General features: G+C 68.5%; 13 protein-coding genes. 9 read left to right on the forward strand and 4 right to left on the reverse strand.

Annotated features, from left to right (window positions below):
- Positions 1–53: 53 nt before the first annotated feature.
- Both BS329_RS04075 and otsB read left to right on the forward strand, forming a co-directional pair.
- Positions 54–1,493, forward strand: a complete 1,440-nt coding sequence (locus BS329_RS04075) for an alpha,alpha-trehalose-phosphate synthase (UDP-forming) (protein WP_076156785.1) — start codon at positions 54–56, stop codon at positions 1,491–1,493.
- 40 nt (positions 1,494–1,533) lie between these two features.
- Entirely contained in the window at positions 1,534–4,062 is a 2,529-nt protein-coding gene (gene otsB, locus BS329_RS04080; RefSeq protein WP_076155801.1) for a trehalose-phosphatase, read from the forward strand.
- A 339-nt stretch (positions 4,063–4,401) separates the two neighbouring features.
- Here the strand turns inward: otsB and BS329_RS04085 are convergent, their stop codons facing one another.
- Positions 4,402–5,358: a glycoside hydrolase family 6 protein gene (locus BS329_RS04085; RefSeq protein ID WP_076155802.1), complete on the reverse strand. Its 957-nt coding sequence runs from the start codon at positions 5,356–5,358 to the stop codon at positions 4,402–4,404.
- Between the two features lie 117 nt (positions 5,359–5,475).
- On the reverse strand, positions 5,476–6,141 hold the full coding sequence (locus tag BS329_RS04090) for a C39 family peptidase (RefSeq protein ID WP_076155804.1): 666 nt from the start codon (positions 6,139–6,141) through the stop codon (positions 5,476–5,478).
- A 158-nt stretch (positions 6,142–6,299) separates the two neighbouring features.
- On the opposite strand from BS329_RS04090, the gene BS329_RS04095 reads away from it, so the two are divergent.
- Positions 6,300–6,941: an RNA polymerase sigma factor gene (locus tag BS329_RS04095; RefSeq protein WP_084749427.1), complete on the forward strand. Its 642-nt coding sequence runs from the start codon at positions 6,300–6,302 to the stop codon at positions 6,939–6,941.
- Positions 6,928–8,061, forward strand: a complete 1,134-nt coding sequence (locus BS329_RS04100; RefSeq protein WP_076155806.1) for a CU044_5270 family protein — start codon at positions 6,928–6,930, stop codon at positions 8,059–8,061. The genes BS329_RS04095 and BS329_RS04100 overlap by 14 nt, the downstream gene beginning before the upstream one ends.
- Here the strand turns inward: BS329_RS04100 and radA are convergent.
- Together radA and BS329_RS04110 are read right to left on the reverse strand one after the other, a co-directional pair.
- The gene (radA, locus tag BS329_RS04105; protein WP_076155807.1) at positions 8,058–9,416 is read right to left on the reverse strand and encodes a DNA repair protein RadA; all 1,359 of its coding nucleotides are present in this window, start codon (positions 9,414–9,416) and stop codon (positions 8,058–8,060) included. The genes BS329_RS04100 and radA overlap by 4 nt on opposite strands.
- A gap of 120 nt (positions 9,417–9,536) precedes the next feature.
- Positions 9,537–10,253, reverse strand: coding sequence for a copper chaperone PCu(A)C domain-containing protein (locus BS329_RS04110; protein ID WP_076156790.1), 717 nt, complete (start codon positions 10,251–10,253; stop codon positions 9,537–9,539).
- Between the two features lie 297 nt (positions 10,254–10,550).
- On the opposite strand from BS329_RS04110, the gene BS329_RS04115 reads away from it, so the two are divergent.
- From BS329_RS04115 to BS329_RS04135, 5 genes are read left to right on the forward strand one after another with little or no spacing between them, the layout of a single operon-like run.
- A complete protein-coding gene (locus BS329_RS04115) occupies positions 10,551–11,042 on the forward strand; it encodes a CarD family transcriptional regulator (RefSeq protein WP_005165253.1) in 492 nt (163 codons plus the stop codon).
- Between the two features lie 59 nt (positions 11,043–11,101).
- Entirely contained in the window at positions 11,102–11,749 is a 648-nt protein-coding gene (locus BS329_RS04120; RefSeq protein WP_076155809.1) for an IspD/TarI family cytidylyltransferase, read from the forward strand.
- A complete protein-coding gene (gene ispF / locus BS329_RS04125; RefSeq protein WP_076155810.1) occupies positions 11,746–12,216 on the forward strand; it encodes a 2-C-methyl-D-erythritol 2,4-cyclodiphosphate synthase in 471 nt (156 codons plus the stop codon). Before BS329_RS04120 ends, ispF begins: the two co-directional genes overlap by 4 nt.
- A 29-nt stretch (positions 12,217–12,245) precedes the next feature.
- Positions 12,246–12,641 carry a PPOX class F420-dependent oxidoreductase gene (locus BS329_RS04130; protein WP_076155811.1) on the forward strand — a complete coding sequence of 132 codons (396 nt, stop codon included), beginning with the start codon at positions 12,246–12,248 and terminating at the stop codon, positions 12,639–12,641.
- A gap of 13 nt (positions 12,642–12,654) precedes the next feature.
- Entirely contained in the window at positions 12,655–13,050 is a 396-nt protein-coding gene (locus BS329_RS04135; RefSeq protein ID WP_076155812.1) for a PPOX class F420-dependent oxidoreductase, read from the forward strand.
- Positions 13,051–13,128 lie beyond the last annotated feature (78 nt).

The raw sequence follows: 13,128 nt of genomic DNA on the forward strand, positions 1-13,128 counted from the left end.
CCCCTTAGGGCAGCGACCCGCGATTTTTCAGGGAGCGGCTGGTGGACGAAGTGATGGCAGAGACGGGCAGAACGGCTTCCGCGGACTTCGTCGTGGTGGCGAACCGCCTTCCGGTGGACCTCGAACGGACCGCCGACGGGAGCAGGCGCTGGACGGCGAGCCCCGGCGGGCTGGTGTCGGCGCTCGAACCGTTCCTGAGGTCCCGCAAGGGCGCCTGGGTCGGCTGGCCGGGTGTACCCGACGTCGAGGTCGAGGAGTTCGACGACGACGGCCTGGTCCTGCACCCGGTCTCCCTGACCTCGGACGACGTCCGCGACTACTACGAGGGCTTCTCGAACGCGACGCTCTGGCCGCTCTACCACGATGTGGTGGCGCGGCCGGTGTTCGAACGGAGCTGGTGGGAGTCCTACGTCCGGGTGAACCGGCGCTTCGCCGAGGCGAGCGCGAAGGTGGCCGCCGAGGGCGCGACCGTGTGGATCCAGGACTACCAGCTCCAGCTGGTCCCGGCGATGCTGCGCGAACTGCGCCCCGACCTCCGGATCGGGTTCTTTTTGCACATCCCGTTTCCCCCGGTCGAGTTGTTCATGCAGATGCCGTGGCGGACCGAGATCGTCCGCGGCCTGGTCGGCGCCGACCTCGTCGGATTCCACCGGCCGGGTGGCGCGCAGAACTTCCTCTGGCTGGCCAGGCAGCTGGCCGGTCTCGAATCCAGCCGCGGCGCGGTCGGCATCCGCACCCGCCCCGGTCTGATGCAGGTCGGCGACCGGACGGTGCGGGTCGGCGCGTTCCCGATCTCCATCGACGCCATCGGCCTCGACAAGCTCTCCAAGACCAAGGGCGTGGCCGAACGCGCCGCCCAGCTGCGGCGTGATCTCGGCAACCCGAAGAAGGTCCTGCTCGGCGTCGACAGGCTCGACTACACCAAGGGCATCGACCTGCGGCTACAGGCGCTGCACGAGCTGCTGCACGAAGGCCGCGTCCGCCCGGAAGACGTCACGTTCGTCCAGCTGGCCACGCCGAGCCGGGAGCGCGTCGAGCACTACCAGCGGATGCGCGGTGACATCGAGCAGATGGTCGGGCGAATCAACGGTGAATTCGCCCGCGTGGGTCGCCCGGTCGTGCATTATCTGCATCAGTCCGTGAACCGGACCGAACTGGCCGCGTTCTTCTCGGCGGCCGACGTCATGGTGGTCACACCTTTGCGTGACGGGATGAACCTCGTCTGCAAGGAGTACGTCGCCTGCCGCCACGACCTCGGCGGTGCGCTCGTGCTGTCCGAGTTCGCCGGCGCCGCGGCGGAGCTGACCAGCGCGCTCCTGGTCAACCCCCATGACCTGGACGGGGTGAAGAACGCGTTGGAGACTGCCATTACGCTCGACCCCGCAGAGGGACGCCGACGTATGCGCGCCATGCGACGACAGGTCCTCACGCATGACGTCGACCGCTGGGCGCGCTCGTTCCTCCAAGCGCTCGGTGCCGAATTGGCCGACTGACCGTGTCCCCATACCCCGCTTAGTTCCCGAGGAGAAATCGTTGACCGCCGAGGCACTGCCCGCCGAGTTGCGGCGCGCGATTGTCCAGGTCGCGCGGACCCCGCGACTGCTGGTCGCCTGCGACTACGACGGCACGCTGGCCCCGATCACGGCCAACCCGGACGAAGCCCGGCCACTGCCCGAATCGGTGGGCGCTCTCAGGTCGCTGGCCGGGCTGCACGAGACGACCACCGCGGTCATCTCCGGCCGCGCGTTGCGCGATCTCGCGACCCTGTCCCGTCTCCCGGCCGAGGTGAACCTGGTCGGCAGCCACGGATCCGAGTTCGACATCGGCTTCATCCACGCGCTCGACGACAAGGCCCGCGAACTGCACAGACGGCTCGAAGCCGAGTTGGAGAACCTGGTGCTCGACGTGCCGGGTGTCTCGCTCGAGGTCAAGCCCGCGAGCATCGCGGTGCACGTCCGCCGGGCCGAGCACGAGGCGGGCCGCCGCGTCCTCCGTGATGTCCACAATGGACCTTCGCGGTGGGAGGGCGTGTCCACCACCGACGGCAAGGAGGTCGTCGAACTCGCGGTCGTCCAGACGGACAAGGGCCGCGCGCTGGACACCCTGCGCCACCAGGTCGGCGCGACGGCGGCGATCTTCCTCGGCGACGACGTCACCGACGAGAAGGCGTTCGCTCGGATCTCCGGCCCGGACATCGGCGTGAAGGTCGGCGAGGGCGAAAGCCTCGCGCAGTACCGGGTCCCGGACACCGTCGACGTCGCGATGGTGCTCGCCTTCCTGCTCGAAGAGCGCCGCAACTGGCTCTACGGCGAGCAGGCGCCGCCGATCGAGCGGCTTTCCATGCTGGCCAACGAGCGTTCGGTCGCGCTCGTCACACCGGACGCCCGGCTGACCTGGCTGTGCCACCCCGGCCCCGACGCGCCCGCGATCTTCGCGGATCTGCTCGGCGGCCTCGGCGCCGGGCACTTCTCGATCAAACCGCACCGCAACGGCCTGCCGCTCGGGCAGCGCTACCTGCCGAACACGATGACGGTCGAGACCCGCTGGTCCCGGCTGCTCGTCACCGACTACATCGAGCCGGAGAGCCCCGCGCACCGCACGGATCTCGTCCGGGTGATCTCGGGTGAGACGGCGGCGGAGATCGTGTTCGCGCCGCGGCCCGAATTCGGTGGTGTGCCGGTGAAACTGGTCGCCAATGGCGACGGGATCCTGGTGCAGGGCACCTCGGAGCCGTTCGCACTGCGTTCGCCCGGTGTGGAGTGGGAGATCACCTCCGACGGCATGAACGACACCGCGACCGCGCTCGTCACCCCGTCACCGGAGAACCCGGTGGTACTCGAACTCCGTTGCGGCACCTCGGAGCTCGCCGCGCACGAACTGTCCGAAGTGGAGCGGCGGTCCCGCGCGGGCGACTACTGGAGCACCTGGGCGCAGACGCTCAAGCTGCCCAGCGTCCAGACCGACCTCGTCGGCCGCTCGGCGCTGACGCTGCGCGGGCTGGTCAACACCGACACCGGTGGCGTGCTCGCGGCCGCGACGTCGTCGCTGCCGGAGGAGATCGGCGGCGTCCGCAACTGGGACTACCGGTACTGCTGGATCCGCGACGCGGCCATGACCGTGCGCGAACTGGTCCACCTCGGCTCGACCGAGGAGGCCGAAGGCTACCTTCGCTGGCTGCACGGCGTACTGTCCACTTTGGCCGGTCCGGAACGGCTGCATCCGCTCTACACCTTGGCTGGCAGCGTGATCGGCGCCGAGGCGGTCATCGAGTCGCTGCCCGGATACGCCGGTTCGCGGCCGGTCCGCGTCGGCAACCTGGCGAACCACCAGGTGCAGCTGGACGTCTTCGGCCCGGTCGTCGAACTCGTGCAGACACTGGCGGAAGCGCGCGGCGAGCTGCGCGACGAGGACTGGCAGATGGTGCGCGCGATGGCCGAGGCCGTCACGCGGCGCTGGAACGAGCCGGACCACGGCATCTGGGAAGAGCGGCACGTGCCGCGCCACCGGGTGTACTCGCGAGTGATGTGCTGGGTGACCATCGATAGGGCGGTCAAGCTGGGCGAGGTCTACGGCCGTCAGGTACCGGGCGCGTGGCCCTCGCTGCGCGACGAGATCGCCGCGGACGTGCTGGAGAAGGGCTGGAACGAAGAGGTCCAGGCCTTCACCACCGCCTACGACGGAACGGACCTCGACGCCGCGTCGCTGTTCGTCGGGCTGACCGGGCTGATCGACCCGGCCGACCCGCGGTTCCAGTCGACGGTGACCGCGATCGAGGCGGAGCTGCGCAGTGGGTCCACTGTGTACCGTTACCGCCGCGACGACGGCCTTCCCGGCGGCGAAGGCGGTTTCCACATCTGTGCGGCTTGGCTCATCGAGGCGTACCTGCTCACCGGGCGCCGCACCGAGGCCGAGGAACTATTCACGCAGATCGTCGACGCCGCGGGACCGACCGGTCTCCTGCCCGAGCAGTTCGACCCGATCGCGGAGCGCTCGCTGGGCAACCACCCGCAGGCGTACTCGCACATCGGGCTGATCCGCTGCGCGAACCTGCTCGCCCGCTAGGACACGCGTGAAGTCCCTCGGGTCGCCCGAAGGACTTCACGAGTCGGGCGCTCCGGACTTGCACGAGGCTGCCTCACCGCTCTCCGACCGCGTGTCGCGAAAGCCACTTCGGGGACGTCTGATGTCCCGAAAGTGGCTTTCGCGACACGCCTCGGCATCACGGGAGCCGCCCCGCCTCAGACGCCACGAAGGGGCCCTTCACCGCATTGCACGCGGTGAAGGGCCCCTTCGGTTACTTGGAGGCGTCGCGCCGGCTGCTGTCCAAGGGGTCGTGGCCTTCGCCTTCTCGGGAGAACGAAAGTCACAGACGAACAGCCGGCGCGACGGGTTTCGGGTGGGTCAGGTGCCGCTGATCAGGCGCAGGGCCAGGTCGGGGCTGAACTGACCGGCTTCGACGTTCGGTGCGATCCCGCATTTGCCGTCGGAGTCACCGGGCACCTTGACCCAGAGCAGCATCTCGGCGCCGCCGCCGGTCTGCGAGGGCGTCCCGAGCTTGCGCCCGGCCGGGTTGCACCACTCGGATCCCTTGGGGCCGTTGCCGTTGCGGCTCGTGTCGATCACGAAAGGCTTGGTGTAGCCGTACTTGCTCGACAGCGCAGCACTGACACTTCGGCCGTAGTTCGCCGAGTCGGTGGTGGTCTTGTAGTTCGACACGTTGATCGCGAGACCGCGGATCGACTTCACCCCGACGGCGTTGAGCCGGTCGGCCATGGTCGCGGCGGGGATCCAGGTCGCGTTGCCGCCGTCCATGTAGGCCCAGGTGTTCGGGGCCTTCGCGGCGAACTGCTCGGCGGCGTACTTGAGCAGGTCGAGGCGGGTCTGGCGCTCACCGGTCGGCAGGCAGTCGACCTGCGCGAGGGCGTCCGGCTCGATGACGACGACCGCGGGCTTGCCGCCGATGCCGTCGGCGAAGTTCGAGATCCAGGTCCGGTAGGCCTCCGGGCTGCCCGCGCCGCCACCGGAGTGGCCGCCGCAGTCGCGGCCGGGGATGTTGTAGGCGACCAGGATCGGCAGCTTGTCGGCCACGTCGGCGGCGTAGGTGTAGCCGTCGACGGCCTTCTTGACGTCGCCGCTCCAGTTGCCGAACCAGCGCGCACCCGCCTTGGTGGAGATGGCGGCCTTGATCTTGTCGGCGGTGCTGCCAGGGTGGTCTTTCACCCAGACCGCGGGGTTGGAGTTCGGGTCCGTGTAGAAGCCGTTGGTCTTCTCAAGGGGGTTGCCGTCGGCGGCCTGGGCCGGCGCGGCGATGAGGGCCAGCATTGAGGCGGCCAGCAGACCGAGCGTCTTGATGCGCATATCCCGATCTTCGAACCCGCCCGTACAAGATTCGTACAACTCTCCGCGAGTCGTCCTCTGGTTGCGGTAGTTGGTAGCGCGAACTACCGCAACTAGAGGACGAAACGCGGGAGGGGGTCAGGCCGAGTAGCCCTTCGGCGGGATCAGGGTCGCGAGCTGGTTGAAGGTGAGCCAGTAGATCTGGTTGCCGCCGAAGTTGGCCGGGTCGGCGATCTTCACCGTCATGTTGTCGCTGTTGTAGCCGATGATCGTGAAGTAGTGGTAGATCGTGTAGTTCGGGTAGCCCGGCGGGTGGTTGTTCGCCGGGGCGACGATGTTCGCCACGATCGCGTAGCCCTTGTCGACGTCGAGGACGATGTCGCGCCACAGGAGGTCGCGCTGCGCCTGGGTCGGCGGGTCGTTCGGCATCTCCTTGGTCTCGTACCAGCCGCCCCCGACGTGGGCGTTGAGGACACGGGTGACCTGGCCGATCCAGTCGGTGCCGTTGGTGCTGGTCGGGAGCTCGTTCGCGAGCTGCTGCTGGCTCGGCGGATTGCCGTTCTTGGCCGAGATGGCGATCCGGGTGGCGGCCGGGCCACACCAGTAGCCGGTCTCCTGGATCTGGTACTGGATGGTGAGCTCCGCGGCCGCCTTGACGCCCTCGACCTTGGCGGGCGGCGCCATCGACTTCACGAAGTCGGGAGCGGGTACGACGTGCCCCGCTTGAGCGACGGCCACCGCCGGCACGGTGATCAGTGCGGACACCGCGAGCGCGGCGACGAGCGCGGTCCTGAGTCGGCGCATGGTAATCCTTCCCCAGTTTCAAGTTTCAATGGTGAATAGTGCACAGAATTGCCCGTTCGACCATGTTTGTCTTGATCTCCACCTGCGTCCTCCCTGATCGGCCCACGACGAAAGTAGGGTCGGATGAACGCCCGGGAGGCCATCGGGCAAGAGTGAGCGTGCAGGTGATGAAAAACGATCACGAGCAGGCGGGCTCGCGGGGGCAGGACAGACCGGATCTCGGTGGCCCCGACCCCGCGCCCGTCTTCGGCGCGCTCTTCGACGCCCACGCGGCCCCGTTGCAGCGCTACCTCGCGCGCCGCGTCGGCACCGAGACCGCGCACGACCTCGTCGCCGAGACGTTCCTCGTGGCGTTCCGGCGGCGGGAGACGTACCGCCCGGAGGCCGGGACGGCCCGGGCGTGGCTCTACGGCATCGCGACCAACCTGCTCCGGCACCACGTCCGCACCGAGACCCGCGCGCTCAACGCGACGGCCCGGCTGGCGGCCACCTCCCAGATGATCTCGGCCGGACACGACGGCCGCGTCGCCGAGCGGGTCGACGCGCAGTCCCGCGCGGCCCAGCTGGCCGGCGCGCTGGCCGAGTTGAGCGTGGCGGACCGCGACACCCTGCTGCTGGTCTCCTGGGCGGGTCTGGACCCCGGCGAGGTCGCCGAGGCGCTCGGCATCCCCGCCGGCACCGTCAGATCCCGGCTGCACCGGATCCGAAGATGGTTGCGCGCCAACGCACCGGAGATCAACTCGCAGTCCACAAAGGACGAATTAACTCGCGAAGGAGAGGGTGAAAGTGCCGGGCGGTAGCATCAGGAAGGTGTGGTCCGACGCCGAACTCGATCAGGCGCTGGCCGACCTCCGTTCCGGGCCGGAAGTCCGGCAGGACGAACTGTCCCGCGCCAAGGCGGCGCTGCTGCGCGCCGCGGGTGAGGTCGAGGACGAAGCCCTCCCCATGGCAGCGCCCCCGGCGCGGAAACGGCCGGGCTCGTGGCGGTGGATCGCGGCCGCGGCCGCCGCGGCGCTGGTGTCCGGCGGGGCCATCGTGGTGACGAACGTCTTCGTCGGCGACGACGGCCAGGACACCGCGGCCCACCACACGGCAGCCGCCCCGGACATGGACCCCCTGAAAGACCTGCGCGGCGCTGATCTCCCCCTGACCGGTCAGCAGTACTGGCTCTCCACCGAGTCGACCTGGAAGACGTGGATCGGCAAGAAGAGCGGGGTGATCTACCAAACGCGCGAGACCACCGAGCGATGGCTGCCGTCGGACTGGGCCCTCAAGCATATGACGCGGGTCACCAGGACCGGTGAGATCCGCTGGTTCAAGGGCGACTACGAGACGGCGAGGGCGAAAGGCGAGGCGATCCCCGGCGCGACGGTCACCTCCGGCTGGGAAGGCCCGGGGCGGATGCCGACGGGTGGACCGGCTGCCGGTCCGACCACGACGAGTTCACCGCCGGGCGCACCCGTCTCGACCCAGCGGGACGAACCGCCGCGAAGCAACTGGCTACTTCCGAGCAAGGAATTCCTCGAAGGGCTGCCCACCGACCCGGCGAAGCTGCTCGAACGGCTGCGCGAGGCCAACAAGGACGGCAAGGTGAACGCGGCACCCGAGATGTACGACATGGCCCTCAGCGTCATGCGTTCGTCGCACGGCTACAGCGACCTTCGGGTGGCATTGTGCAAGGCGCTCGCGAAGGCGCCGGGTATCACGCTCGAGACGAACGTGACCACTCCCGACAAGCGTCCGGCCATCTCGTTCACCGTCCGGGAGACCGACCAGATCAGGACGTTCGTCGTGGACCTGGCGACGGCACACCTCGCGGGCCACAACGCCGAACGGAACCGGTCCGACCCCGGCTTTCCCGGATTGTCGATCCACGACACGACGGTGACGACGCAGATCACCGACCGGGCGGGTCCCTAGCGGGCGTGCTTGGCGGCGTTGAGCGCGCTCGCGACGTCCGCGACCTCCAGCACCCGGATCCCCGGCGGGATCTTGCCGGAATCCGGCGGCACCAGCGCGTAGGTGAAGCCGAGCCGGGCGGCCTCCGCGAGCCGCCGCCCGATGCCCGGTACCCGCCGGACCTCGCCCGAAAGGCCGACCTCACCCATCGCGACGAGCTTGGGTGAGAGCGGGGTGTCCCTCGCCGACGACATCAGCGCCAGCACCACCGCGAGGTCGATCCCGGGCTCGGTGATCTTCATGCCGCCGACCGTCGCCACGTAGACGTCCTTGTCGCCGACCTTGATGTTCGCCCGTTTCTCGACCACGGCCAGCACCATCGCGACGCGCGCCGAATCGAGCCCGCTCACCGCGCGCCGGGGCTGCGGCGACTGGGTCGCCGAGACCAGGGCCTGGACCTCGCCCAGCAGCGGGCGCTTGCCCTCCATGGTCACCGTGACCGCGGTGCCCGCGACCGGCTCGGCGGTGTGGCTCAGGAACAGGCCCGAGGGGTCGGGGACGCCGACGATGCCCTCCTCCACCAGTTCGAAGCAGCCGATCTCGTCCGCGGCGCCGAAGCGGTTCTTGATGCCACGCAACATCCGCAGCGTCGAATGCTTGTCGCCCTCGAAGTGCAGGACGACGTCGACCAGGTGCTCCAGCACGCGTGGACCGGCGACCGAGCCGTCCTTCGTGACGTGGCCGACCAGCACGATCGGCAGCCCGCGTTCCTTGGCCAGCGCGACCAGCCCGGAGGTGACCGCGCGGACCTGCGTGACCCCGCCCGGCGAGCCCTCCACCTGAGGTGAGGCCATGGTCTGGATCGAATCGACGATCAGCACACCCGGTTTGACCGCGTCGACGTGGCCGAGGATCGCGGCGAGATCGCTTTCGGCGGCGAGGAACATCTCGTCGTGGACGTTGCCGGTGCGCTCGGCGCGCAGGCGCACCTGCCCGGCCGACTCCTCGCCGGTGACGTACAGCGCGCGGCCCGCGGTGGCCGCCCACTGATAGGTGACCTCCAGCAGGAGGGTCGACTTGCCGACACCGGGCTCACCGGCGAGCAGGATGACCGCGCCCGGCACGAACCCGCCGCCGAGGACGCGGTCCAGTTCGGAGACGCCGGTGGGCTTGGCACGCGCCGTCTCGACGTCGACCTCGCCGATCGGACGTGCCGGGGCGCTGGGCGCGCCCGCGGCGACCCTGGCTATCGCGGGGCGGGCGTCGCCGCGCTCCTCGAGCGTTCCCCATGCTTGGCATTCAGGGCAGCGCCCGACCCACTTCGGCGCCTCGTACCCGCATTCACCGCAGCGGTAGGTGCTGCCTTTCTTGACCACCCCGCGAGGCTAGCGGCCACCACCGACAATCCACGGCAGCGACGGACCTCGTAAGTACATGAAGGCCCCCTTCCTTGCGCTAGGCGCAATGAAGGGGGCCTTCATGTACTTCTGGGAGATCTAGTGGCCGCCGCCCTTGGCTTCCTTCTCCGGGGCGGGCGCCCGGCTGCCCGGGTGCGACGGCGCCGCGACCGGCAGGTCCAGCGTGATCGAACCGGAGTTCTTGAAGACGAAGGTGACCTTGATCGTCTGGCCCGCCCACACCGGCTGCTTCAGGCCCTGCAACACGACGGTGGCCTTGCCCACCTCGGCGGACTGCTCCGGGCCCGCGGACGGCGTGACCGTCCCGGCGACGCTCGACGACGGGGCGCCGGACTCGCTGCTCGACGGGGCAACCGAAGACGACGGGGCCCCGGAGGAGGACGGCGCGGAGGAAGCGGCGCTCGTCGGAGCGACCTCCTTGGTCGATTCGACCGCGTCGGAGGGACCGATCACGAGCGCGTGGGTCGAGACGATGACCTTGGCGCCGGAGATCTTGGCGTCACCGGTGGCGGCCTCGGAGGAGACCGAGACGAGCTCGTCGTCCTGCTTGCCCTGGTTCACGATGGTCAGCGACAGCGGCACGGCGGCGCCGGCCGGGTACGCCTGGCCCTCTTCCGGGAACTGGAGCGCGGCGTTCCGCAGCACCAGGTCCTTCGCCTGCGCGTACGTCCCGTTGACCGCGGGCTGCTGCGAGTCGGTCTGGGTGATCTGACCAGCACCGCAGCCAGCGAGCACGAGCGCGGCGCCGAGCGCCAGCACACTTGCGCCGAACACGCGACGATTCTGCAGCCTCACGTCGGAGTCCTTCCATCTCACGGCCTCTTCACCGCGAAGACTAGCCGGGCGGCTTCGCGGACGAAGAACCCGGTGCGTGTTGACACGCCACCAATGCGGTGACGTGCCCAAGATCAACCGTCCACAAAGGAATTGGAAAACGTTCGCTTCTCACCTGCATGAGCATGGGCGAATTGAGTTTGTCAACCCCCGGGCGGAGCACCATCAGGCCGCTGACCTGCGACGACGATCGCGGGCCGCTAGGTGGGCCTCGTCGGCACGTGCTAAGATGAATTCAGCGAAAGGGGCAGAGGACACATGGTTTTCAAGGTCGGAGAGACCGTCGTCTACCCGCACCACGGTGCCGCACTCATCGAAGCCATCGAGACCCGCGTGATCAAGGGCGAGGAGAAGAAGTACCTCGTCCTCAAAGTCGCGCAAGGGGATCTTACGGTTCGCGTGCCCGCTGACAACGCCGAGATCGTCGGTGTTCGTGATGTCGTCGGGCAAGAAGGACTGGACAAGGTTTTCGACGTTCTGCGTGCTCCGCACACCGAGGAGCCCACGAACTGGTCTCGTCGGTACAAGGCCAACCTCGAGAAGCTCGCCTCCGGCGATGTGAACAAGGTGGCCGAAGTGGTGCGCGACCTCTGGCGACGAGAGAAGGACCGCGGACTTTCAGCCGGCGAGAAGCGCATGCTGGCGAAGGCGCGGCAAATTCTGGTCAGCGAGCTGGCGCTCGCGGAGGGAACCGACGAGGACAAGGCTGAAGTCCTCCTCGACGAAGTTCTGGAAACCGCGGCAGTCTGAACCGGCGGGTGTCCCACGCCAGGTGAGGCTGCGCGGGATACCTCTACGATCGTGCGCATATGAGCACCGTTCCCCTGAGCACGATCGTGTTCGTCACTGCCGTTCCACACCATGCCTCCGACGCGGAGCTCGCTCTCGCGCCGGTCAATGGTGAAGCTCTACTCACGCACACTGTGCGGGGGCTGCTCGCCCTACCGGATCTCGATCTGGTGGTCGTGGCGGCCCCCGAGCGGTGTGCGCTGTCGTTTTCGGCCGCTCTGCGCGACTTCCCGCAGCGTTGCCGGATAGTACCCGGCTCGTCGCTCAAAGAAGCTTTCGACACCGTCGAAAAAGAGATCGCCGGGGATCCCGTCTTCCTCGTGCACGACGCTTTGCGTGCCTTCACTCCCGCGGACACGATCCGTACCGTCGCGGACGCTGTCCGTGCGGGATCGCCTTTCGTGGTTCCCGTACTACCGATGGCTGACACGGTGAAAATGACCGACGCGGCGAAGGTCATCACGGGCACCGAAGACCGCTCGTACCTGCGTACGGCGCAAACCCCGTTCGGCTTCACGCGTGAGACTTTTCTCTCGTATGTCGACAAACCGTCCCTCGACGGCGCGCACACCGTCGCCGGGCACCCCGATGCGATGCGGGTCACGAATTCGTTCGAACTGAAACTGGCCGAGGCGATCGCGCTGGCCGGGAAAGAGGAAACGCTGTGAGGATCGGCAACGGCGTCGACGTCCACCCCGTCGAGGAGGGCCGCGAATGCTGGATCGCCGGTCTCCGCTGGCCCGGCGTCGACGGTTGCGCGGGGCATTCCGACGGCGACGTCGCGGCGCACGCGTTGTGCGACGCCCTGCTGTCCGCGGCCGGGCTCGGTGATCTCGGTGCGGTGTTCGGCACCGGGGATCCGCGGTGGGCGGGCAAGCACGGCGTCGAGTTCCTCGCCGAGGCGCGGCGGCTGGTCGAGGCGGACGGCTGGACCGTCGGGAACGCGACCGTCCAGATCGTGGGCAACGCGCCGCGCGTCGGGAAGCGCCGCGAAGAGGCGCAAAAAGTGCTGAGCAAGGCTGTCGGCGGGCCGGTGAGCGTCTCCGGGACGACGACCGACGGGCTCGGCCTGACCGGACGCGGCGAAGGCATCGCGGCGTTCGCGACGGCGTTGCTCCTGCCCTCGCAGGAATAGGGCACGCCGGGGATCGGTTCTCCCCCGTCATGGCAGTCACACTTCCCGAACCGGTCCGAGAACTGGTGGACGGCAAGAACTTCGCGACCGTGGCCACGCTGGACGCCGACGGCGGTCCGCAGACCTCGGTCATCTGGGTGGGCCTCGACGACGGCGATCTGGTCTTCAGCGCCACCGAAGACAGGCTGAAGGTCCGGAACCTCCGCCGCGATCCGCGCGCGAGCGTGTCGATCACCGACGCGGAGAACCCGTACCGGCACACGCAACTGCGCGGCACGGTCACGATCACTCCCGACCCCGAGAAGACCTTGCCGAAGCGGCTGAGCCACAAGTACCTCGGCCAGGACCCGCCGCCGGAAGGCCCGGAAGCCGAGCGGGTGATCGTCCGGCTGCGGGTGGACAGGATCGCCGGGAACGTTCGTTGATTAGGCTCATCCCATGGGTGTGACCTTCAACGATGAGACCAAGAAACTCCTCGACGGCAACAACTTCCCCGTCCTCGCCACCATCAACGCCGACGGCTCCGCGCAGACGTCCGTGCTGTGGGCGAAGCGGGACGGCGACACGGTGATCTTCGCGACCGTCCGCGGCCGTCTCAAAGAGCGGAACATGGCCAGGGACCCGCGGGTGTCCGTGTCGGTGTTCGATCAGGAGAACCCGTACAACTACGTCGAGATCCGCGGGACCGTGGAGATGACCGACGAGGGCGGGCGCGAGCTGATCAACGAACTCTCGCACAAATACCTCGGCAAGGACTACCCGGACGAGCCGGCGGAGGTCGTCCGCGTACTGGTCCGGATCACGCCCACCAGGATCACCGGCAACGCCGCCTGACGCTGTTATGAACGGACCGTTTATAACAAGATTTGTTATGAACGGTCCGTTCATAACACAAGCGGGAGGAGGCCAAAG

Source organism: Amycolatopsis coloradensis, assembly GCF_001953865.1.
Classification (GTDB): domain Bacteria; phylum Actinomycetota; class Actinomycetes; order Mycobacteriales; family Pseudonocardiaceae; genus Amycolatopsis; species Amycolatopsis coloradensis.

Bases quoted from the DNA above. Each gene is read 5' to 3' on its own strand.
- BS329_RS04075 (WP_076156785.1), top strand. From the start codon at position 54: ATGGCAGAGACGGGCAGAACGGCTTCCGCGGACTTCGTCGTGGTGGCG.
- BS329_RS04085 (WP_076155802.1), bottom strand. From the start codon at position 5,358: ATGCGCATCAAGACGCTCGGTCTGCTGGCCGCCTCAATGCTGGCCCTC.
- BS329_RS04090 (WP_076155804.1), bottom strand. From the start codon at position 6,141: ATGCGCCGACTCAGGACCGCGCTCGTCGCCGCGCTCGCGGTGTCCGCA.
- BS329_RS04115 (WP_005165253.1), top strand. From the start codon at position 10,551: ATGGTTTTCAAGGTCGGAGAGACCGTCGTCTACCCGCACCACGGTGCC.
- BS329_RS04120 (WP_076155809.1), top strand. From the start codon at position 11,102: ATGAGCACCGTTCCCCTGAGCACGATCGTGTTCGTCACTGCCGTTCCA.
- BS329_RS04130 (WP_076155811.1), top strand. From the start codon at position 12,246: ATGGCAGTCACACTTCCCGAACCGGTCCGAGAACTGGTGGACGGCAAG.
- BS329_RS04135 (WP_076155812.1), top strand. From the start codon at position 12,655: ATGGGTGTGACCTTCAACGATGAGACCAAGAAACTCCTCGACGGCAAC.